The 21,047-nt window shown below is 45.3% G+C and carries 24 protein-coding genes and 1 pseudogene; 13 read left to right on the top strand and 12 right to left on the bottom strand.

Features of this window, described 5'->3' with window-relative positions:
- Positions 1–18 precede the first annotated feature (18 nt).
- The gene (gene rimK / locus L5M28_RS06550) at positions 19–924 is read left to right on the top strand and encodes a 30S ribosomal protein S6--L-glutamate ligase (protein WP_113939182.1); all 906 of its coding nucleotides are present in this window, start codon (positions 19–21) and stop codon (positions 922–924) included.
- A 59-nt stretch (positions 925–983) separates the two neighbouring features.
- On the opposite strand, the gene L5M28_RS06545 is transcribed toward rimK, so the two are convergent.
- From L5M28_RS06545 to L5M28_RS06530, 4 genes are all read right to left on the bottom strand, one after another.
- Positions 984–1,676 carry a TorF family putative porin gene (locus tag L5M28_RS06545; protein ID WP_263171819.1) on the bottom strand — a complete coding sequence of 231 codons (693 nt, stop codon included), beginning with the start codon at positions 1,674–1,676 and terminating at the stop codon, positions 984–986.
- A 290-nt stretch (positions 1,677–1,966) separates the two neighbouring features.
- On the bottom strand, positions 1,967–2,239 hold the full coding sequence (locus L5M28_RS06540; RefSeq protein WP_006079990.1) for an HU family DNA-binding protein: 273 nt from the start codon (positions 2,237–2,239) through the stop codon (positions 1,967–1,969).
- A 159-nt stretch (positions 2,240–2,398) separates the two neighbouring features.
- The gene (locus L5M28_RS06535) at positions 2,399–3,196 is read right to left on the bottom strand and encodes a response regulator (protein ID WP_105250312.1); all 798 of its coding nucleotides are present in this window, start codon (positions 3,194–3,196) and stop codon (positions 2,399–2,401) included.
- 82 nt (positions 3,197–3,278) lie between these two features.
- Positions 3,279–3,659 (bottom strand): hypothetical protein, encoded by a 381-nt coding sequence (locus tag L5M28_RS06530; protein ID WP_105250311.1) that lies wholly within the window; start codon positions 3,657–3,659, stop codon positions 3,279–3,281.
- A gap of 127 nt (positions 3,660–3,786) precedes the next feature.
- Between L5M28_RS06530 and L5M28_RS06525 the strand changes: the two genes are divergently transcribed.
- A complete protein-coding gene (locus L5M28_RS06525; RefSeq protein ID WP_212599624.1) occupies positions 3,787–4,296 on the top strand; it encodes a DUF4240 domain-containing protein in 510 nt (169 codons plus the stop codon).
- 13 nt (positions 4,297–4,309) lie between these two features.
- Here L5M28_RS06525 and L5M28_RS06520 read toward each other — a convergent pair whose 3' ends face one another.
- Positions 4,310–4,624 carry a hypothetical protein gene (locus tag L5M28_RS06520; RefSeq protein ID WP_263202806.1) on the bottom strand — a complete coding sequence of 105 codons (315 nt, stop codon included), beginning with the start codon at positions 4,622–4,624 and terminating at the stop codon, positions 4,310–4,312.
- A gap of 135 nt (positions 4,625–4,759) precedes the next feature.
- Entirely contained in the window at positions 4,760–5,068 is a 309-nt protein-coding gene (locus L5M28_RS06515) for a hypothetical protein (protein WP_105250308.1), read from the bottom strand.
- A 278-nt stretch (positions 5,069–5,346) separates the two neighbouring features.
- On the opposite strand from L5M28_RS06515, the gene L5M28_RS06510 reads away from it, so the two are divergent.
- Positions 5,347–5,871: a DUF3016 domain-containing protein gene (locus L5M28_RS06510; RefSeq protein WP_263202804.1), complete on the top strand. Its 525-nt coding sequence runs from the start codon at positions 5,347–5,349 to the stop codon at positions 5,869–5,871.
- A gap of 43 nt (positions 5,872–5,914) precedes the next feature.
- Here the strand turns inward: L5M28_RS06510 and L5M28_RS06505 are convergent, their stop codons facing one another.
- Positions 5,915–7,672 carry a GGDEF domain-containing protein gene (locus tag L5M28_RS06505; RefSeq protein ID WP_263182568.1) on the bottom strand — a complete coding sequence of 586 codons (1,758 nt, stop codon included), beginning with the start codon at positions 7,670–7,672 and terminating at the stop codon, positions 5,915–5,917.
- A 165-nt stretch (positions 7,673–7,837) separates the two neighbouring features.
- Positions 7,838–8,146, bottom strand: coding sequence for a prephenate dehydrogenase (locus tag L5M28_RS06500; protein WP_263178306.1), 309 nt, complete (start codon positions 8,144–8,146; stop codon positions 7,838–7,840).
- 48 nt (positions 8,147–8,194) lie between these two features.
- Here L5M28_RS06500 and L5M28_RS06495 point away from each other — a divergent pair, with 48 nt between their 5' ends.
- Entirely contained in the window at positions 8,195–9,097 is a 903-nt protein-coding gene (locus L5M28_RS06495; protein WP_263178304.1) for a TraB/GumN family protein, read from the top strand.
- Positions 9,098–9,131: 34 nt separating this feature from the next.
- Here L5M28_RS06495 and L5M28_RS06490 read toward each other — a convergent pair whose 3' ends face one another.
- The gene (locus L5M28_RS06490; protein ID WP_263178301.1) at positions 9,132–9,905 is read right to left on the bottom strand and encodes a methyltransferase domain-containing protein; all 774 of its coding nucleotides are present in this window, start codon (positions 9,903–9,905) and stop codon (positions 9,132–9,134) included.
- Between the two features lie 727 nt (positions 9,906–10,632).
- Here L5M28_RS06490 and L5M28_RS06485 point away from each other — a divergent pair.
- On the top strand, positions 10,633–11,463 hold the full coding sequence (locus L5M28_RS06485; protein ID WP_081729006.1) for a MaoC/PaaZ C-terminal domain-containing protein: 831 nt from the start codon (positions 10,633–10,635) through the stop codon (positions 11,461–11,463).
- Positions 11,464–11,543: 80 nt separating this feature from the next.
- Here L5M28_RS06485 and L5M28_RS24145 read toward each other — a convergent pair.
- Positions 11,544–11,641 (bottom strand): annotated as a pseudogene (locus tag L5M28_RS24145) (oxidoreductase); the annotation flags it as partial.
- A 167-nt stretch (positions 11,642–11,808) separates the two neighbouring features.
- Between L5M28_RS24145 and L5M28_RS06480 the strand changes: the two are divergent.
- On the top strand, positions 11,809–13,521 hold the full coding sequence (locus L5M28_RS06480) for a formate--tetrahydrofolate ligase (RefSeq protein WP_263202802.1): 1,713 nt from the start codon (positions 11,809–11,811) through the stop codon (positions 13,519–13,521).
- An 84-nt stretch (positions 13,522–13,605) separates the two neighbouring features.
- On the opposite strand, the gene L5M28_RS06475 is transcribed toward L5M28_RS06480, so the two are convergent.
- On the bottom strand, positions 13,606–15,264 hold the full coding sequence (locus L5M28_RS06475; RefSeq protein ID WP_263202800.1) for a mechanosensitive ion channel family protein: 1,659 nt from the start codon (positions 15,262–15,264) through the stop codon (positions 13,606–13,608).
- Positions 15,265–15,498: 234 nt separating this feature from the next.
- Between L5M28_RS06475 and L5M28_RS06470 the strand changes: the two genes are divergently transcribed.
- Complete coding sequence (locus L5M28_RS06470; protein WP_113939169.1) at positions 15,499–15,828, top strand: hypothetical protein; 330 nt, start codon at positions 15,499–15,501, stop codon at positions 15,826–15,828.
- 145 nt (positions 15,829–15,973) lie between these two features.
- On the opposite strand, the gene L5M28_RS06465 is transcribed toward L5M28_RS06470, so the two are convergent.
- Positions 15,974–16,099 carry a hypothetical protein gene (locus L5M28_RS06465; protein ID WP_105250299.1) on the bottom strand — a complete coding sequence of 42 codons (126 nt, stop codon included), beginning with the start codon at positions 16,097–16,099 and terminating at the stop codon, positions 15,974–15,976.
- Between the two features lie 288 nt (positions 16,100–16,387).
- On the opposite strand from L5M28_RS06465, the gene L5M28_RS06460 reads away from it, so the two are divergent.
- The 6 genes from L5M28_RS06460 to rraB all read left to right on the top strand — a co-directional run bounded on the left by L5M28_RS06460 (position 16,388) and on the right by rraB (position 20,995).
- The gene (locus L5M28_RS06460) at positions 16,388–16,678 is read left to right on the top strand and encodes an ABC-type zinc uptake system zinc chaperone (protein ID WP_263195924.1); all 291 of its coding nucleotides are present in this window, start codon (positions 16,388–16,390) and stop codon (positions 16,676–16,678) included.
- A gap of 81 nt (positions 16,679–16,759) precedes the next feature.
- The gene (locus L5M28_RS06455; RefSeq protein ID WP_131523951.1) at positions 16,760–17,944 is read left to right on the top strand and encodes a hypothetical protein; all 1,185 of its coding nucleotides are present in this window, start codon (positions 16,760–16,762) and stop codon (positions 17,942–17,944) included.
- Complete coding sequence (locus L5M28_RS06450) at positions 17,928–18,836, top strand: metal ABC transporter solute-binding protein, Zn/Mn family (protein WP_263202798.1); 909 nt, start codon at positions 17,928–17,930, stop codon at positions 18,834–18,836. Before L5M28_RS06455 ends, L5M28_RS06450 begins: the two co-directional genes overlap by 17 nt.
- 4 nt (positions 18,837–18,840) lie before the next feature.
- Positions 18,841–19,641: a metal ABC transporter permease gene (locus L5M28_RS06445; RefSeq protein ID WP_263202797.1), complete on the top strand. Its 801-nt coding sequence runs from the start codon at positions 18,841–18,843 to the stop codon at positions 19,639–19,641.
- A gap of 162 nt (positions 19,642–19,803) precedes the next feature.
- The gene (locus tag L5M28_RS06440) at positions 19,804–20,547 is read left to right on the top strand and encodes a 1-acylglycerol-3-phosphate O-acyltransferase (protein WP_105250295.1); all 744 of its coding nucleotides are present in this window, start codon (positions 19,804–19,806) and stop codon (positions 20,545–20,547) included.
- A gap of 40 nt (positions 20,548–20,587) precedes the next feature.
- Entirely contained in the window at positions 20,588–20,995 is a 408-nt protein-coding gene (rraB, locus tag L5M28_RS06435; RefSeq protein ID WP_113939164.1) for a ribonuclease E inhibitor RraB, read from the top strand.
- The last annotated feature ends 52 nt before the right edge of the window (positions 20,996–21,047 follow it).

Here is a 21,047-nt window from a genome sequence, read left to right as displayed (position 1 = left end):
TAAGTTGGTCACTCAGCAATGAAAATAGGTATTTTATCCCAATTCCCCCAGTTGTATTCAACACAACGCTTAGTCGCGGCTTGCCAAAGTCGTGGACATGAAGCGGTCGTGATCAATACGCTGAATTGCTACATGAATATTAATTCTATTAAACCTAGCATTCACTATGAAGGTACTGAATTAGTTGGGTTTGATGCCATCATTCCGCGTATTCATGCTAGCGTGACTTTTTATGGTTGTGCCGTTGTTCGTCAGTTTGAAATGATGGGCGTATATGCCGCGAATGATTCAATCTCCATTGCGCGTTCGCGGGACAAATTGCGGGCACTGCAACTACTTTCCCGCAAAGGGATTGGCATGCCTGTGACGGGTTTTGCCAATAAGCCAAATGATATCCCTGATCTCATCAATATGGTGGGCGGCGCTCCGTTAGTCATTAAATTACTCGAAGGCACTCAAGGGATTGGCGTCGTACTCGCTGAAACTAAAACGGCTGCTGAGAGCGTGATTGAAGCATTTTTGGGGCTCAAAGCGAATATCTTAGTACAGGAATACATTAAAGAATCCAATGGTAGTGATATTCGTTGTTTTGTTGTCGGTGACAAGGTTGTTGCTTCTATGAAGCGTCAAGGTCCCGAGGGAGATTTCCGCTCAAATCTGCATTTAGGTGGTTGTGGTGAGGTGGTAAAAATCACCTCTGTTGAGCGTAAAATGGCTATTGCCGCTGTGAAGGCGATGGGATTGGTTGTCGCGGGAGTAGATATTTTACGTTCTAACCGTGGTCCACTGATCCTTGAGGTTAATTCGGCGCCAGGTATTGAAGGGATTGAGCAAACAACAGGGATTTCAGTGACTGAGCCCATTGTTGAATATATCGAGAAAATGGTTGCGGCCCGTAAAACAAACCGGTCAATTATTGCCTAATAGGTGATGGTGATAAAACGACGCCACTTTTTAAGGTGGCGTTTTGTTATGCTTAGAATTTATAGATCAAAACTGTAGGAATATCCGAGTACTAGTTTGGCATCATCATCGGTGAGATCGGTATCAGAGACCATAAATGACACTGTGCCTATACTGGTATCTGCGCTGAGAGTCACGTTATAGTCGGCATAATTATCTTCGCCAAACCAAGATTGGACGACATCACCGTTTGAGTAACCATAGTGCACTGATAAATTCAGCTTTTCAGTGAGAGGAACGGATACCGTCGCGGCAAGATAACTGAGATCTTTATTATCTAAAGGATCGGCGGCCAGATCGTCACCGGCATTGATGACTTGGGAGTAAGCCAGTTCGAGCCATTTCCACGTGACAGCAGCATGGAGCTCACCAAAATCAATACTGCCCGGTGCGTCTGGATAGGCGTAGTAGAGATAGCCAAAGTCGTAGCTGATGTCTTCGGTAATACTGCCGCCATAACCCGCATATAGATCAAGCTCGTAGCTAGTATCATCACCAAAATCCACATTCGATGCCCAAGTTCCCGCATAAAATCCAGAATCGTGGCTGTAGTCAAGGCCACCTTGGATTGCGACCGCATCTTTAGTTTGGGTCGCACCGCGCCATAGGTAATTAGAGGTACCGCCAATGTTGCCTGATACGGCTGCAAAGGCGTTGCCTGCCAGTAACATTCCCGTCGATAAGGCCAAAACGCTGTACAGTGATTTCTTCATGCTTATCCCCTCGATTGACTTATTTATCGATTCACCATTGGCACACTCAAAGTCAGCTGTGTTCATTAGTGCATCTTGGTTTTTTCTAAGGAAGGATTTGCTAATCACATGCCACTATTACAATGCCATGTAAAACAAGGTATTAGAATTCACAATGTTAATTAAATGTTTTTATTTGCCAGTTTGTGGGGCAGAGGCGCACTTTTGTTGTGCAAAAAATATTCAGTGCTTCACTGGAATTGGGCAAAAAAAACGCCTCACAATGGAGGCGTTGTATTGAATTTTATAACTTAGTTTACGCTGTCACGTAGGGTTTTACCCGCTTTAAACTTAGGCACTGTCGCTTCAGCAATTTGAATTTCTTTACCCGTTTGTGGGTTACGGCCAGTGCGAGCGGCACGAGTCGCTGTTTCAAAAGAACCGAAGCCTACGATGGAGATTTTGTCACCATTTTTCATTGATTCGGTAATAGCTGCTTCAAAAGACTTCAATGCGCGTGCTGCTTCTACTTTCGTTAGATCGGCATTTTCCGCAATTTTGGCGATTAGTTCAGTTTTGTTCATTTTTATTGTCTCTTCTTTCCGTAGATTTATTTGAAATAAGCGTGCCTAACATGCCATAAGGTTTAGCACTTGGAAAGCCTTTTGCGTCTAGCGTGCAGCAGGATGTTCAGTAAAGCGCAGAATATTTACTCAGTTCGTGACTTAAGTTTTATTCTGGTTTTATTCTTCTAACAGTTGATAGAGTAATTTTTTAACAAGTTTGGGTTCAAAGGGTTTGTCACATAAGGCATTTACACCCGCTTGGGACACATTGCTGAGGTGGGTATCGTTGGCTTCGGAAGACACCATCAAGATGGGAATGTGTGATTGTTGGCTTTCATTGCGGATAAATTGTGTCAAAGCTAGCCCATCTACACTCGGCATATTGTAATCAGTGATCACTAAGTCGAACATATTGTGTTTCATTAACGCTATGGCTTGCGCGCCATCCTCGGCCTCGGTAATTAGCTTCATCCCTAAGTTACCAATCGTACGTTTAATGACGTTTCTTGCCATACGGCTATCATCGACCACTAATACACGCACATCTTGTACATCGAAATTACTCAAGTCGAGTTCATCGTGGCTGAGTAAATCAATCGTGGCATTCAATGCTGTACCTAAATGGTCGGCACTGAAGGGTTTAGGTAGAATCGCTACTACACCCGATTGGCGGAATATTTCAAGTTGCTCACGGCGGCACTCACTCGAGACCAGCATAAATTGGATATCTTTGCAGTCAGCGTTGGCCCTTAAGTAGCCCAAGAGATCGATGGCAGTGCCATCATCGAAATGCATGGCGCTCGCAATAAGGTCAGGTTTATGGCGAGCAATAATATCTTTAGCCGCTTCTATGTTTTCTGCGGTTTGAATGCTGAGAATGCCTTCTTGTTGTAAGCGCTGAATAATAATTCGACGCTGTGTCTCTGAAGGTTCTACCAAAAGAATGGAAAGTTCGCTGGGCGATAAATGGCTCATAGTCTACTTCAAGTTAAAAGTCGTAAGTATTTTACTGGGTCGCTAAGCTACGCTGTTGATAACAGCTTAGCAACAAAGTCCATTACTGAGTTTGGCGGGTCAAATAGTGTCTCGTGACCTTAGAAAATGCGATCCAATACTGCACGAGTAAAATAACAATAATGCTCACTGTGAGTGGCAACATAGGAATATTGTGACCAGAAACAACCACTTTTACATCCTCAGGGGTAATGCGATAGGCAATAATTGCTGTAATCCCCAGAGCCGAGAATCCTAAGGTTTGCATGCCAATATAAATTTTCAACACTAAGCTAGACCACGGCGCTCGTATGAGTATGCCAACGAGTACGGGGAGGACGCCTAGGGTGAATACATCAAGGGATTGAGTCATCACAGTACGCCAAAGTGCAGCAATGCTGAAGAGGCAATATAACGTGATCAGTAGTATAAGACGTTTAGGCATAGATTGAAGTGCACACCAGTAGCAAAGAAGATGAGCAAGTGTAGGAAATGCCCTAATCCGAGTCCAGTATAACCTTAATATCGTGTAGAATATGCCTTTTTGCTAGAGGCTCTAATAGGTGACGTTTATGACAGAAGTTGAGTTTTGGGGTTTAGTCACGCGAATGGAAGCGGCGCAATCACAGGAGTCTTTGACTCAAGCACTGAAGCAGAAACTTGCCGAATTGAGTAATGAAGAGTTAAAAGCTTTCGATAAAATCTTTGGTCAGCAGATGCGCCGTAGTTATCTGTGGTCTGTTTGGGGGGCGGCTTACATTATTACTGGTTGTGATTCTGAATATGCTTTTGCCGAGTTTAGGTGTTTTTTGATTTCGCTTGGTAAAGAAATTTTCGAAGGTGTGGTTAATCAGCCTGACACCCTAGCACGTTTAGTCGCTTGGCCAGAGCGAGATGCCTATGCTTATCCCTTTGTGGATGAATACGATCTTATTGCAGGGCAATTATACGAAGATAGAACCGGTGAGGAACTGCCCTTTATGCCATCGGGCAAGGCGACGCCCGTAGGTAAAAAATTTAGCACTAAGCCCAAGGATTTAAAGCTGCAATACCCTGAACTGAGTGCCCGTTTTCCATTTTAGTCTTGGCAATACCTTACGAGCGCAAGCAAGCGTTGGTAGTGACATCGAAGGTCATGCCGTATTTAGGGCAGATGTCGCTCATAAACTCATGTTCTTGCGCGGTTAATTGTTGACTAAAATCTTGCTTAAGCTGCTCTGTCATTTGATGTTCAGCCGCATTTTGCGCCTGAGCCAATTTACTCAAATGAACAGTAACAGCTTGTTGCTGGCTGATGGTCAATGGTGCAGCTTGGCTTGAAAGGCTGATACTCGTTCCAATTGTCAGCAGTGCCAATAAAGCGAGTTTTCGTGAATATGGGTTGAATAGATAAGCCGTTTTTAGGTTCATAGGTAAGCTCCAAGTTAAAAATTACGTTTAACACGTTAGTTCTAAATCGTGCATCCTTAGACGGTAAAGAAAACGAGTTGTACTGTGAGGAGCTGAGTTTATTGTATAAATATTGAACCTATGCTGAATGGTTAGTTAGTGCTCATTCTTCATTTCTTCGCATTGAAATCCTTGCTTACGAGTATCGAACTGGCACATAGATCCACATTCCCAAGGCACATTGTCGTAGAAGGCAGATTGTTCGCGAGCAAAATCGCGGCAAGTATTATAGCTGTCAAAGTTATCGGTTTTTTTATACTTTCCTGAATCATAGCCATGGTTGTAGATAAAGGCTGACCAAGTTTTAGGGCCAGTATTTTTGTCACTCGGGGAGATAAACCAAATCGCACTCACGACGCAGGTAAACAGGATAAGAATGAACACAGGTACAACAGGGAATTTCATTTTTTATTAAGTGGGCAATGTAAACAATAGCGGAAGGATAACGCTTTTTTTGTCGTTATGCGCGTGAAATGTTCACAAATTGATAACTATGCACTTACTTGGTGCAATCTCGATACAAAAAGATACGTATCGGTTGTGATAGTTAAATAATATTTACCTAATTATACAAAAGCTTACGACACATTTGCTGTACTTATATCAGTTTTGCGTTAAGCTCTAGTTCAGGTTAGATTTTGTACTGTGGTTCTCAGAAAGTTATCTAGGCCTTGGAGGCAAATATGAAAATTCAGTCCCTTTTACTCGCAGGTGTATTAAGTTGCAGTGCGGCTTGGGCGGCCGATGAAGCGCCTGTGGATCCCGTCACCGAAGATGGTGTGGTTAAAATTATTTGGCAAAGTCCTAAAGATTATCGCGATATAAAATCATCAGGGGAGCTCCAATCCCGTTATGAGAAGCGCTTATTTGAGACCTTAACTGAAAACATCAATAAAGAAGCCGCGAAGATTTTAAAGCAAAATCAAAAGCTTAAAATGACCATTACCGATGTTGATCTTGCGGGTGATATGCGTCCAACATTTGGTGCGACCGCCAATGATTTACGCATTATCAAAGACATTTATCCGCCACGTATGACTTTTTCTTATCAAGTCATGGAAAACGATAAAGTGATTATCGCGGGCGATGAAAAACTGTCGGATATGGGGTTTATGGGTGGGATCCAATCTTTAAATGATAAACCTTTTATGTATGAAACCAAAATGTTAACCGAGTGGTTAAAGAAGACGATTGCACCACAACTTTAATGACTCATATCGGGCGGTAATGCTGAGGATTTAAGCTGTTTAACTATGCCGTTAGTGCCTGAGTGTCGATAATCAGATGATTTTCTAACAGGTAAAATCCGTTATTTGCGGATTTTGCCTGTTTTTTTGCCCTAGCGCTTAAGGTCGATAGACTGTGTTCATGGGCGTTAAAGGTGAGTGCGGGTGGTAAAATGCCTACACATAGACTGATCAATTGATGGTAACAGGCTTCACCTTTTCTATCGTCGGCGAGCATTTCCTGGGCCAGCCAGTGATCTGCGCTATAAAATAAATGCTTATGGGTTTCAAAATCCGCTAGAATTCGCTGGCAACGGCTGATCATATGCTCACAGGTGCTGATAATTACAAAGTCATCGCCGCCGACATGGCCAACAAAGCAATTGTCGCTTTTATACTTCAGTAACAGATTCGCCACTTCACAAATCACTTCATCGCCACGGCAAAATCCATAAATATCGTTATAGGGCTTAAAGTTACACAGATCAAAATAGGCTAGATAAAAATGTTTCTTTTGGATCTTAAGGCGTTTTAATTCCTCTTGAATGGGCACATTACCCGGCAAGTCTGTAAGAGGATTTGCATGGCGCGCCATCTTAATTCTGTGCTCTGTGATCCTTTGTAGCAGATCCTTGGTATGGCCTATGCCGAGTAGTTTACCACGGCGAAGGATAATGAACTGTTGCGCTACCGTATTAGCACTCTCTGAGGTCAGTAATTGACTTACGATGGATAATGGTTCGTTGGCCTCAATCTGGATGACTTGCGGGTCCATCACTTCACTCACAGCATGATTTTCATGTAAGGCGCGACCATAGGGTGTGCTGAAGAGTTCAAGTAAGGTCGCGCGGCTGATAATACCGAGTGGCAACTGGTTATCGACCACTACAACCGCCTGTAATGCAGGTTGCGAGATAAAGGTGTCACTTAAAAATTTGAGTTTAAGTGTAGGCACTACGGTTATGGCGCTCGTGCACAGGCTCTCGGCCGATTCGCTGTATCTAGGTTGAATTTGAGTATTGCTTGGCACTAAGGTCGCTTTCATCGCGCGGCAGGGGAGTACTTCTGGACGGCCGAGTAAGTAGCCTTGGCAATAGACGATACCCAGTTGTTTGAGTACGGCTAATTCCTCTTGCGTTTCAATTCCTTCGGCTATCACTTTGCAGGTTAAACTTTGGCATAACTCCACAATCGAGCGGACAAATTCCTGTTTGACGGGAGTCGAATCAATCTGATGGATAAAGTGACGGTCGATTTTGACATAGTCGGGTGACAATTCTGACCAGAGTCTCAGACCCGAATAACCTGCACCTAAGTCATCGATCGCTGTTAAAAAACCTTGGCTACGATAGTGATTCAAGCAGGATTTGAGTAAATCGATATCATCGGCGGGATATTGCTCTGAAAGTTCAATCACAACCTGTGATGGCGCTATGCCGAGTTGTTGCAGCAGTTGTAAGGTCATGCCCTTGGGGTGGGCAGGATCTAATAATGCCTTGGGCGAGATATTGATAAACAGCTTGCCTTGAAACTGACGCAACTTAAATTGCTCGAGTGAAATACGGCGACAAAGGGTTTCTAGCTCGCTTAATTTACCTTGATGTTCGGCGGTCTGAAATAGCGGGACTGGGGAGTATAACGGGCTGTGTTCAGGGCCACGGCTTAACGCCTCAAAACCATGAATTTTATGTTCTAATATATTGAAAATTGGCTGAAATAAGGGACTGATTGCCGCTTTAGAGATTATTTTATCGAGCTCTTTAGCCAGATCTAAACTTGTCATTACGTCAGCCCCTTCGTCTATGTGAGCGGAGTCTATGACTTAGAAATGACAAAATGATGACAGTTTTGGGGAAGCTTAGTGCTATCTATCTGTGTTGGTGGGCTTGATTAGATATACCATGGAAAGAGCTGAAATCTAAGGTGAGTTCCAGCTCCTAATCTCGGTTTAGCTTTGCTTCTTAAAGGCCTGCAATGTTTGCAGTAATGCGCCTAACTGACGCACATAGGTTTCGAGTTCTTTAGGATCGAGCGTTTGATGTCCTTCCATGCGAGTTAAGTCATCGACCAACTCTTGCACATAGGGCAGAAAGCGATTACTCGAAGCGATAAAACCTTGTTCTGCCGTGAATATGCTGGTGAAGTTTCCATGGCCAGCTTTCTTTAGTTCATCTAACTTAGCGTCGGCGTCTATGGCTTGGCGATAGGCGATTTGAAGATTTTCTTTCAGTTGCTCTATAACCTTGGTATGTGGCATAACAGCGTCTCATTGCAAAATTTGCAGGAATTATAAGGGGCAAAGGATATGGCAACAAGCCAATGGCGACTAATTGCATCAATCTGTTTTCTGGCGTTAGCGGGTTTGAGCACGAAAGTGGCGGGTGCAGAAACCGATAAACCACCATTTTATCAAGTGCAATGGCAAGGCAAGAGCGCGTATTTGCTGGGTTCGATTCATATTGGACGTGCCGACTTTTATCCTTTACCCACCCAAATTGAAATCGCGTTGGGTAAAGCTAAGGGCTTAGTCGTAGAAGTCGATATCAATAAAGTCGATAGCACAGCCTTACTGCAGCAATACGGCCGCGCCGATAAAGCCAAAGGTTTAGATTGGCAGAGCCGAGATAAACAAACAGTTGAGAGCATGACGCCTTACTGCGCGGCCACGGCAAATGTTTGTCAGTCGATACAATCTTTTGCACCTTGGCTGCAGGCTACTCAAGTTAACTTATTGCGTTATAACGACTTAGGTTACAGCACGGATTATGGCGTTGATATGCAGTTGATGGCTCGATATGCGACTTTGCCTGTGTATCCGTTGGAAACCGCCGAGTCACAATTTCAATTGTTAGCGTCTTTTAATAGCCAAGAGCAGTGGTCTATGGTGCGTGAGGCGATTAGCGCATCGGATGCGGAGCTTTTATCGTTAATAACGGCTTGGCGTTCAGGTAATGAAACTGAGCTTGATTCCATAATGCAGGAGCAAATGGGCGGCGAGGGCGACACTAAAATGCTAGAGAAAATCCTCTGGCAGCGAAACCATGTGATGGCCGATGGCATTATAAAATTAATGGGCTCGACTGATGTGACTTCACCTTTGTTTGTGGTGGTTGGTGCTGGCCATGTGGTAGGGGATAAAAGCGTGGTGCAATTGCTAGAGCAAGCAGGCGCCAAAGTGAGCGCCTGCTGGAAACAGACTTGTCAGTAATCGTTTAGGTCGCTGCGCTTAGAGCGACGCGCATTTAACCTGCAGGACTCTGCCCTAAAAAATGCACATATCGGCCGAGGGAAATATAGGGTTCGCGTTGCGAGTACTCCAGCTCCATTTGTAGCAGCTTTTGATAGTCGAAATCCGCGGGCTGACTCTTTTTCAAATAGTCGTGGATTACACGCACGCCAGACTGGCTGATGAGCGACATTCGCCACTCGCTAAACCAATCTTTAACTTCTTGAATATAAAGCGGATGAGTGGGCGTTAGTCGCACTTTCTTCTTCACTTTTAAATCAGCGGCGACGTAATCGAAATTGCCCGACACTAAAGCATGAAAGCGCATGGCTTCTTTGTTGTAAAACATCAAAGAGAATAATCCGCCGGGTTTTAGCATAGTAAGTAAACCCGCTACAGTGGGCTTAGCATCCGTTAACCATTCAACGACCGCATGACACAGTATGATATCGAAATAGCCATGGTTATCGACCGATAATGCTTGGATAGGCGCATGGATAAGCTGGATAGCTAATGGTTCAGGTGAGGCATCAATTTGTTCTTTGGCTTGAGCCAGCATCTCAGCAGAGATGTCGCAGAGTACAACTTCGTGGCCGAGGCGCGCTAATCTTTGGCTAAAGTAACCAAAACCACCGCCCGCATCTAATACTCTGAGTTTTTTATCCCCCAGTTTTGCCAGCGCGGGGACGAGGTCGCGCCATAGCACTGCGGCACGAATTTCGCCCTTGGGCGTGCCATAGATGTTTTTCGCAAATTTTTGCGCGAGCTTATCAAAATTCTTATCTTGCACGTGATAACTAGGTTAAAGAGAGTGGAACGATAGTGTGACACAGTCGTAAATTTTTCGCACTCTGGAGATGTTATTGCCGAGTTGAGATGGATAAATTTGCATCGTTAATTCTTAATGTATTGATTTTATTAGTAGTAATTATTCCTACTAAACTTAGGGATACACAGAACTCAGTGCTCTGGGTTATAATCACGCCGTTTTCGCCAAACCTGACTCTATATACCCAAGCGACCTGAAGATACGAGTTTCAGAGCGCCTAGGGTGCTTCAATTCAAGGCGCATCAATGACAGAATGTCGGCCACCTTTTGAATTGATGCAACACGGAAGTGAAGTGCCCTAGGCGCTCCGTCCCGGCGGGTTTTAACGCACTTTATGCTGTGTTGGTTATTTTGAACTTAGTCCACTAGGTCCGCAAATAACCGCAATCGCCATGGATGGCGTGAATGCCATTTATGCAGGAGCAATAAAGGGCCTTGCCTAAAGTGCGTTAAATTCCCGCTGAATCCTGCATTTTCAGGTTGTTTGGGTATAGTTGTCCATTCGGAGAGTCAGCATCAGCCCTTATTAAGACGCAGCACTGCCTGTTTTACACTCGTTATCAGCTTGATTGATCAGACGTTACTCGTCTGTGCGGGGTAATTTATGGCAATGTATTTTTGTGCCAAGGGATAGTTAATTAAAAGGTACTCAGACTTGAATAATGCATATTGTGTTGAATTGAACGCGATGCCGTCGCTGTTTTCTCTTTATCGCAAGATCTTCTTTGGCCGTAAGCCTGGTTGGGATCAACAGCCGTTGCCCCAAATCAAGGTGACCGCGCCGCATGTGACTGTGTCTGAAGCTAAAGTAAGCCAATATGCGCAGGTGTGTGGTTTTCAATTTGACGGTAAAGTTCTACCGCCAACCTATCTCTACGTGATGGCATTTCGCCTGCATGCGGTGATCTTTACCCACGATGGGATCACTTTCCCACTGCTTGGGATGATCCACCTTAAGAACCGCATTCAAGTGTATCGGCCTGTGACGGTGGACGAGACTTTCTCCCTCGAGTGCGCTTTGACCACGAGCCGCGAGACGGATTCTGGCTTAGAGTTTGAATTTGTGTCTAAGGCGTTTGTGGGTGAAGAACTCGTCTGGGAATCGCTATCCACCTATTTATATCGTATCGATGTTGCTGGGCGTCGCGTTCGCCCACCTAAAGCCATTGATATGGCATGGGAAACACCACAAAGCTGGAGTTTGAGTGAAGATTTAGGTCGTCGTTATGCTAAGGCATCTGGCGACTATAACTTGATCCATCTGCATCCAGTGCTTTCAAAGCGTTTTGGCTTTGATCGCGTTCTCGCGCATGGCATGTGGTCTAAGGCCCGTTGTTTAGCAGAGTTGATGCCAAGTATTGGCGATCGTCCATTCACTGTGGATGTGACCTTTAAACTGCCACTTTTGATGCCTGCCGATGTTGGATTTGGCTATGAGCAGAATGCTAATAATATGGTATTTGAATTACGTGACAGCAAAGGCCGTCGACCTCATTTAAGTGGCGATGTGCAGTTTTAAGCCGCACTCAATAATAAATACAACAACGGCGCCTTCTGGCGCCGTTGTTGTTTATGGTTGTTGCTTTTGAGAAACAAAAATCAAGGTACGCTGTGACCCATAGATGCCTGCCATATACTGAACCATTGCTGGCGTCGAGCTGGATCTCATTTGAGGCAACGGCACTCTTGAGCCGCTCGGACGCAGGGCAGATTATTTGATGCAGATTAAGGAATCGCTCATTAACCCTTTCGACGGCTATATATCTTAAAGCCAATCACCTAATATCCGCCCTATTCAATGAGTGTTGTGCTTAGCAACCCCTCATACTAAACCAAAGCGTATTTGAAAGGGAGAAATCGACGCATGCTGACAGATACGGATATTTCGAATCGCGCTAGCCTAAAAGACATTAATGAACTGGGCGCCGACTTAGGTCTATTACCCGAAGAGATGATGCAATTTGGTCACACTAAAGCCAAGGTCGAGCTCAGTGTGTTGCAGCGTTTGGCTGGGCAGCGCAAAGGCAAATTGATTATCGTCACCGCAGTCACGCCTACGCCTCACGGTGAAGGTAAAACGGTGACTAGCATTGGCTTAACGCAATCGTTAAATGCCATAGGCAAAAAGGCCTGTGCCTGTATTCGCCAGCCCAGCATGGGGCCTGTATTTGGGGTAAAAGGTGGCGCTGCGGGTGGCGGTTATGCGCAAGTGGTGCCCATGCAGGAGATGAATTTGCATCTCACGGGTGATATTCATGCCGTCAGCAGTGCCCACAATTTAGGGGCAGCGGCGATTGCGGCGCGGCTATTTCATGAAGCGCGCTTAGGTAAGGCGGAATTTGAGGCGCAATCTGGGCAAGCGTTTTTGGATATCGATCCCAGTGAGATCCGTTGGCACCGAGTGGTCGATCACAACGATCGCTGTCTTAGGCAAATCCAGGTGGGCTTAGGCGATAATAATGGCCCAGAGTACGCCTCCAGTTTTGATATCACCGCCGCCTCTGAGTTAATGGCGATTTTAGCCTTAAGTCATAATTTGGCGGATATGCGGGTACGGATCGGTCGTCTAGTGCTGGCGTTAAATACTCAAGGGCAAGTGATCACAGCCGAAGACTTAGGTGTCGCTGGCGCGATGACGGCCATCATGGCGGATGCGATAAAGCCGACGTTAATGCAGACCTTAAATGGTTCACCTTGCCTGATCCATGCGGGACCCTTTGCCAATATTGCCCACGGTAATTCATCCATTATTGCCGATGACATCGCCCTCAGACTGGCGGATTTTGTGGTGACTGAAGCTGGTTTTGGCTCAGATATGGGCTTTGAAAAGTTCTGTAATATCAAGGTGCGTCAATCGGGTCAGGTGCCCGCTGCCGCTGTGCTGGTCACTACTTTAAAAGCGCTGAAGGCCAATAGTGGTTTAGTGTCTGAGTCAGATATCAATCTACCAGATCAGGCTCGACTCGAAGCAGGCTTTGCAAATTTAAACTGGCATATCAATAATGTGGCTCGCTATGGTATTCCTGTGGTGGTTGCCATTAACCGTTTCGCCACTGACACTGATGCCGAGTTGCAATGGCTAACTGAAGCCGTCAACGCGAGCAGCGCCTTTGGCTGTGAGGTCAGCGATGCTTTTAGCCAAGGGGAGGCTGGCGCTGTCGCCTTAGCGCAGACTGTGGTTCGCGCCGCTGAAACCGAGAGTCAGTTCAAGCTGTTATATTCAGATGAAGCCTCATTGGAGGCTAAGTTATCCACTTTAGCCGAGGTGGGGTATGGCGCAGCGGGCGTTAGCCTTTCTATCGAGGCCAAACAACAGGCGCAGCAGCTGACCGTATTAGGTTATGGACATTTGCCCCTGTGTATGGCCAAAACGCCGTTATCAATTAGTCACGATCCTAGCTTAAAGGGCGTTCCTCAGGACTTTGAGATCCCAGTGCGTGGTTTAGTCTTGCATGCTGGTGCGGGGTTTATTACCGCCTTGGTGGGGAATGTGATGACTATGCCAGGACTTGGGCTGAAACCGGGTTACTTAAAAATTGATATTGATGCGCAAGGTGAGATAGTCGGCTTAGGCTAACACTTGATGCAGAGATTTATAGGCCAGAGATAAAAATAAGGGCGAGCTCATTGCAACGCCCTTCTTCTCTCGTTTAACGCTGGTTTAAAGCGGTGATTTCGTGGTTTGATAGATATGCACATCACGCTGTGGGAAGGGAATACTGATCCCTTCGGCGTCAAAGCGCATTTTCACTTCGCGGGTAATGTCCCAATACACTTCCCAGTAATCTTCCGGTTTTGCCCAAGGGCGAACGATAAAGTCGACCGAAGATTCGCTCAATAGATGTAGTTTAATCGTCGGTTCTGGCAATGGTTGTACCTTAGGATGCGCTTCGACGATGGACTTGAGAATCGCTTCAGCTTGTTCGATGCTGTCGCTATAACTGATCCCAAAGGTCATATCGACTCGACGTTGATGCTCAGCTGTGATGTTGTTAATTGTGTCACCCCAAATCTTATTATTAGGAATAATAAGACGTTGGTTATCCATGGTTTTAATCGTGGTGGAGACAAGGCTCATGTGACTGACGCGCCCGGTGACGCCAGCGGCGTTGATCAAATCGCCCACATCATAGGGACGGTAAATTAAGATCATCATGCCTGAGGCGAAATTCGACAGGGTATCTTGCAGGGCAAAACCAATAATAACACCCGCGATACCAAAGCCTGCGAGCAAGGGACCAAGTTCGATCCCAAGCTGTGAAAGGGCAATTAACAGCCCGATAGTAAAGACGGCTTTACCTGATAGCGAGGTGAAGAAGTCTTGTAATAACTTACTTAAATTCAACTTAGAATTGCTAACGGTATTTTTCACTATCTGTTTGGCTAACTTGCCGGCGAGACCCGCAATAAACAAGATCAAACAGAAAACAAATAACTTAAACACGACGGTTGGGCCGTGATTAATCGCTTGTTCTTGTGCCGTATTTAGCCACTGCTCAATGAGCCTTGATGCCACATCAAAGTTCAACACATCTTGAGTAATATCACCTGAAACACTAAAGAGTGTCTTTTTCAGCGCGGCGGTATCATGGCCTAAGGCGTCGAGTAGGCTGATGTCGATATTCAAGCTCTGACTATTCTGTGCTAAGCGTTCCTTTAGCATCATTACGTGGCTGGTTTGTGCCGAAGTGACATCTTTACCTGCATTAGTTGCGGTATCGATTGCTGTTTGTAGTTGTTGCTGGGTATAAGTCACTAAACTTTCTAGCGTATCGGCACGAGCAACTAAAATTTGCATCAGTGATTTTTGTGCTTCGCTAATATCTTGGCCAACTTGTTCGAGCCAAGTGAGCGTCTCGAGTTGTTGCTTGTAATAGGTGTCTTTTTCTAATTCGCGCTTTGATATTTCCAGCAGAGTCGCATCATCTGTGCTCGAACCTAATTGCTGTTCCAATTTACTAATGTTGTCATCGATATAAGCATCAATTTGTTGGATGTAGTTAAGTTGTCCTTGGATTAATGGCTGCAGAAAAGCCTTGTCGATTGGCGTTGCTTCGAGCAGATCTTTAATCTTATTACGTAACTGTAAGGTTTTGTTTTGAATTCGATATTCAACAATTGTCTTCAATTCGCCTTTGGCATTTTTTAGTTTACGTATATCCGTATCGATAGCCTGTTGCAGCATTGCCAGTTCTGCCTTGAGCGTTACAGGAGTGCTTAATGGGCTTTCGGTTGCAGCGACAGGTTCAGTTTGCGCTTGGGATGAAAGGCTGAGTAGTGGTATTAGCAGGGCAAACACGAGAGCGAGGTAGCGGTGCATAGGAGTGATCTTAAGTAGAAATATGTCTGAGTATGATAGATGTTGCCGGATCTACTGTAAAATATCTGCGAGTGAAATAGCCCTTGGAATTAAACTTTTTAGGGAAGGGTTGATTTGAGCTTAACCTTGAGTGCGGTGCTTTATCTGCTTTTTCCGACATTTTGGGTATTTACAGGCCGAACTCTAGTCGGTATCTGGTAAACTTGCGCATCGTTATTTAGGAATCGTGTTTTCATGTTGTGTTCCCATTGTAATCAGTACATCAAGGTCAGTGACATTAGCCAGCAAAGAGGCAAAGGTTTCGACGCTCAAGTGCGTTGTCCCCATTGTGCGGCTTGGTTAGGCCGCAGTCCAACATTGGCTAAACTCAAGTTATTAGGATTTTATTTGAGTGTGTTTACGGCGGGATACAGTTACTTTGATGCCTCTGTGCGGTATTTTGCGATCCCTGTAATGATTTTTTCGTTGATGTTGTTGTTTGTGAGCCATTTTATGGATCAAGTCATCACCATTGAAGCGCCCGAGCAAGTCGATGATAGCGATCAAAGACAGAAGTATCGTTAGGCTAATAAGTGGATTCGTTATGGATAGGAAAATCGGCGGTAAATTTTCCAGAGACGAACATCATTTGAGCGCCTTTAGCAGGCGCTCAAAATGCAATTAAGAGGGTTTAAGGGGTGAACTTCAGCCGCGCTTAATGAGTCTTTGTTTACTGCACGACTTGTTCTTGACTCGTTAAGGAGTGCTCAACGTAATAAATACCACCAAATATCACCGCGCTGAAGATGACTATCCCTAAGATAAGCCCTAAGTTTTCACGAAAAAATGCTAGCATAATAGTTGCCTTTAGGTGGATAAAACGGAGCCATATCGAGCTTGATTTCGTCATTGTGCTCGCAGACATAAAAACTAAATACACTATAGTTACACTCACTTAAGCTAATCTTAAATGCGTTTTTTTACCTGAGTTCTCACAAGATCCTACCGCTATTGAAACAAGAAGTTATTGGTAAGACTGGGTACCTCAAATATCTTGTAACCTTTTGCAAAGCGATTACCTTATTGCAACTTGCTATGGCACTGACATAGACTTATGCAACTTTTTAACTATGGGGACGACTGAGTGAGACTTAAAAGTCACATTAGACGCACAATTTCGATATGGCTTGCTGCCGTACTGATATTGCTGTCTCTTGCTGCCTCAGCCCATAGTGTGACCCATCTTGATGATGGCGCTAAGACTCACTGTACTCTGTGCTTCCATCAGCACCAACTCAACAAGATTTTATTGACCGATCCGCTGACGCTGAATTTAGCTATACAGCATTTCGATGTGGTCGAATTTATTTTACCTTCCTCTATTTTTGAACACGTCAGTGTTTATCGCAGTCGTGCGCCTCCCTTCGCTCTCTAAATCAACTTAAAATTTTAACTTATTGTATTTCTTGATGACTTTATATCGGTCGTCGAGTGCTAGTTGTATTTTGGAGATATCATGACTGTTTTAAATACCCGAATTTCTTTGGTGGCTTTGGCGTGTGCGCTCGTTTCGCCTAGCTTATTTGCAGAAGACTCGAGCTTGACCAACCCTAATATCAGTGGTGTGCTAAATGGATATTATCAGACGGGAGAGCGCCCATTAGCCGAGAGTCCAGATGGCTTTGGTTTAGGTGAAACTGAACTGGCGATGAGTGCCAATATCGATGATATGTTTTACGGTAAAATCACCGCAGTAGTTGAAATGCATGACGGTGAGACTGAACTGAATCTGGAAGAAGCCTTTATTCAAACCATGGCGATGCCAGCGGGTTTTTCTATCCGTGGTGGCCGTTTCTTATCGGACATTGGTTACCTCAATAACCAACATTTACATACTGATTCCTTCACCGACCGTCCTGTGGTTTACCGTGCATTCTTAGGGGGACATTATTTTGATGACGGTATACGTTTTAACTACGTAGCGCCGACGGACTTGTATTGGACCATGGGCGTTGAAGCCTTTAAAGGCGATAGTTTACATGCTGCCGATGAGCATGGTGAGCGTGAGTTTAAGAAGGTCGGTGTTTATACCTTGTACTCAAAAATAGGTGGCGACATAGGCGATAATAGCTCATGGCAAGCGGGGTTGAGTTACTTGCGCAACGAAAATGGCCAAGTGACTGCCCATGAAGAAGGGGAACATGAAGATGAGCATGCTCATGGTGATGAGCACGAAGGTCATAGCCATGCCGCATCTTACACAGGTAAAAATACCTATGGTGCTGATTTTGTGTATAAGTGGGCGCCTAACGGTAACTACAAATATCAAAATCTCACAGTGAGCGGTGAGTACTACCGCGTGAGCGATTTTACACCTATCGATTTACATCCTGAGGATGCACCGAGCCAAGATTACCACCAAGGTTGGTATCTGAGCAGTGTGTATCAATTCACGCCGAGCTGGTCAGCGGGTGTGCGTTATGGTGAAGCTGATACGCAAGAGCTCCATGGCGATCATTTTCATGGGCAAAAGTTGAAGGAATCTGAGGTGAGTTTGGCTTGGCATTCTAGCCACTTCTCGACGGTTCGTTTCCAGTATACCAATCAAAAGGGTACTAACTTCGATGGAATAGAAGACGATAACATCTTCACTATTCAATATATTATGTCTCTGGGGGCTCACGGTGCGCATCAATTCTAATTTAGCTAAATTGGCCGCTGTGGCCTTATCTGTCACTTATACTGGTTTGGCCCATGCCGAGCTGAATGTGTTTGCCTGTGAACCTGAATACGCGGCATTGACCAAGGAGCTTGCTCCAACGGCTAGCATCTATTCGGCAACGACGGCATTACAAGACCCTCACCAAGTGCAGGCGCGTCCGAGTTTGATCGCTAAAATGCGTCAGGCGGATCTTGTGGTGTGCGCAGGTGCCGATCTTGAAGTGGGTTGGTTGCCTATGCTGCAGATGAAGTCGGCAAACGCAAAAGTGCGCTCGACCGAGCAAGGCTTGTTTTTCGCAGCCGATCAAATCGAAACTTTAGATAAACTGTCCAGTGTCGATCGCAGCATGGGGGATGTGCATGCTCAAGGCAATCCACATATTCATTTTGACCCGACGCGACTGTTAAAAGTCGCCACGGCACTGAGTGCTAAGCTGACTCAGCTAGATCCTGCTGGTGCGGCAGATTATCAACAGTCACTGGCAGATTTTACCACTCGCTGGCAAGCCGCAGTCCCGCGTTGGGAAGCGCAAGCTAAGGGATTACAAGGTAAAAAAGTGATCGCTTACCACTCAAGCTTTAGATACTTATTCAACTGGATTGGTATCGAGCAAGTGGCAGATTTAGAGCCAAAACCGGGTTTAGCTCCCACTAGCGGTCACTTAGCGAGTCTGCTGACGCGCGCCGAGCAGGGGGATATTTTGGCCGTGGTTGTAGCATCTTATCAGGATGAGCGCGGTGCAAAATGGCTGGGTGAAAAAGCGAACTTGCCCGTGGTAATGCTACCTATGTCTGTGGGGGGGAATGATAAGAGCCAAGATTTATTTAGCCTGTATGACAGCGTGATTTCCCTCTTAAATGGAGTGAAATAAACCTATGTTTGATCTTGAGCTGATGTCGATTCTGTTACCTGCATTAGCAGCGGGGATCTTAGTGTTGTCGACGCATATTGTACTTGGGAGACAAGTGCTTAAGCGTGGCATCATCTTTATTGATTTAGCGATAGCGCAAGTAGCAGCCTTAGGTGCCATCGTCGCTCACATGGACCACAGATTAGAAGACATGCCGTTTGCTAATGTGTGGATGCCAGCGCTGTTTGCCCTTGCGGGTGCAGGTTTTATCGCTTGGTTAGCTAAGCGGATGGTGGGTGAGTTAGAGGCTATGATTGGCTGCTTTTACGTCTTGTCTGCGGTGGCTGCAATGCTGTTGCTGGCAAACGACCCACATGGCGCCGAGTTGTTAAAGCAATTGATGTCAGGTCAGATCCTGTGGGTGAGTTGGTCACAACTGATTTTGCCGGCTGTGGTGTATTCACTGGTGTTATTAGCGATATTCCTGCGCCCCCAGATGTTGGACGGGGCAGGATTTTATCTGCTATTTGCGTTAGTGATTACCTTATCGGTTGAATTAGTAGGTGTTTATCTGGTGTTCAGTACCTTGATATTGCCAGCTTTAGCGTTGAACAAGTACCGTGGTAAAGGTCGGCTATTTTACGCTTACCTCGTCGGTTTACTGGGCTATGTGTTGGGCTTAGTTCTGTCGGCGACCTTAGACCTCCCTAGTGGTGCGGCAATTGTCGCGACTTTGGCCGTGAGTGCCTTAGTGATCCGCTTTGTGTTAAGTAAAGTCTCACCTCAGGCAACTGAGTCTGAAATCCTACCCAAGCACCACGCTTAGTTCGATATTAATCTTAAAGCCCATCGATACACTGGAGGTTCAGTATATCGATGGGCTTTTTTTGCTTGCTTGTTAGCAAGTCAGCTTACAGATGTAAACAATATATTGAGTCCCAAAGCCATGGTGGCTATACTGTCGCCACTTTTACAGTCGGAGTAAATCGTGCTTTTAATCGTCAGATCAATGTTGTTGGCGGTATCCTTGTTGCTTGCCTTTATTTTTGGTGGCTTAGTGTGTTTATTAAGGCCTCGCCATCGCGACAATGTACATATGTTCGCCAAGATCTTCTCATCGGTTGCACCAATCCTTGGGATTAAAGTGATTGTTCGCCGGCACGAAGATGTGCAGGACGGCCCGTATATTTTCTTAGCAAATCATCAGAATAACTTTGATCTCTTTACTCACACGACAGCAGTTCCTAAAGGTACAGTGAGTTTAGGCAAGAAGAGTTTGGCGTGGATGCCACTATTCGGTCAAATCTATTGGTTGTCAGGTAATATTCTTATCGACCGTAAAAACCGTCACAGTGCCTTTGATACTATGGCTAAAACGGTTGAAAAAATTAAGCAGAAGAATCTATCCGTATGGATTTTTCCTGAAGGTACACGTTCGCGTGGTCGTGGTCTGTTACCTTTTAAAGCGGGAGCTTTCCATACTGCAATCGCGGCGGGAGTGCCAGTGGTGCCAGTGGTTGCTTCGTGTCAGAGCCATATTAAGTTAAATCGCTGGAATAACGGTGTCGTCATCATCGATATGATGGCACCTGTGCCGACCGCAGGTTTAGATAAAGCCGATGTGAAAAACTTCTCTGCGCAAATTCATGCCAGCATGTCGGCGAGATTTGCTGAGATAAATCAAGAAGCGGCAGCACTTATGGGTAAAACTCTCGCGAGTGATGACGTATAATGCCAATTTGAGCCAGATTTACCTTAACGGAGACAAATCCATGTCTATTGAAAGTCAGTTAAAAGCCCAACTTGCAGAGAATCGTGACATAGTGCAAGCCCTGCTTGACGATGGCTCAGAGCCTGATGCGGAATATGTTATTGAGCATCACTTTTCATCGACCAATTTTGACCGTCTTGAAAAAGCGGCTGTGGATGCCTTCAAATTAGGTTTTGAGGTGAATGATGCCGAAGAAATGGAACTGGAGGATGGTTCAATAATCTTCTGTTTCGATGCTGTCGCACACCACAAACTGGATGTTGAATTACTGGACAAAGCGGCCGAGCAATTGCTGCAATTAGCGGTAAAGCAGAAAGTGGAATATGACGGTTGGGGTACCTATTTCGTCGGCGATGAAATGGATGACGAAGAAGATGAAGACGAAGAAGATGATGGTTTTCCTCATTAATTCGTTGGCGGATCTCGAGTTTAATCTTCACTTGTTTTAAATAAAAATGCCC

It is taken from the genome of Shewanella sp. SW32 (assembly GCF_025653365.1).
GTDB lineage: Bacteria > Pseudomonadota > Gammaproteobacteria > Enterobacterales > Shewanellaceae > Shewanella > Shewanella oncorhynchi.
The sequence above is the reverse complement of the archived record's forward strand: the minus strand, read 5'-3'. Positions and strand labels throughout refer to the sequence as shown.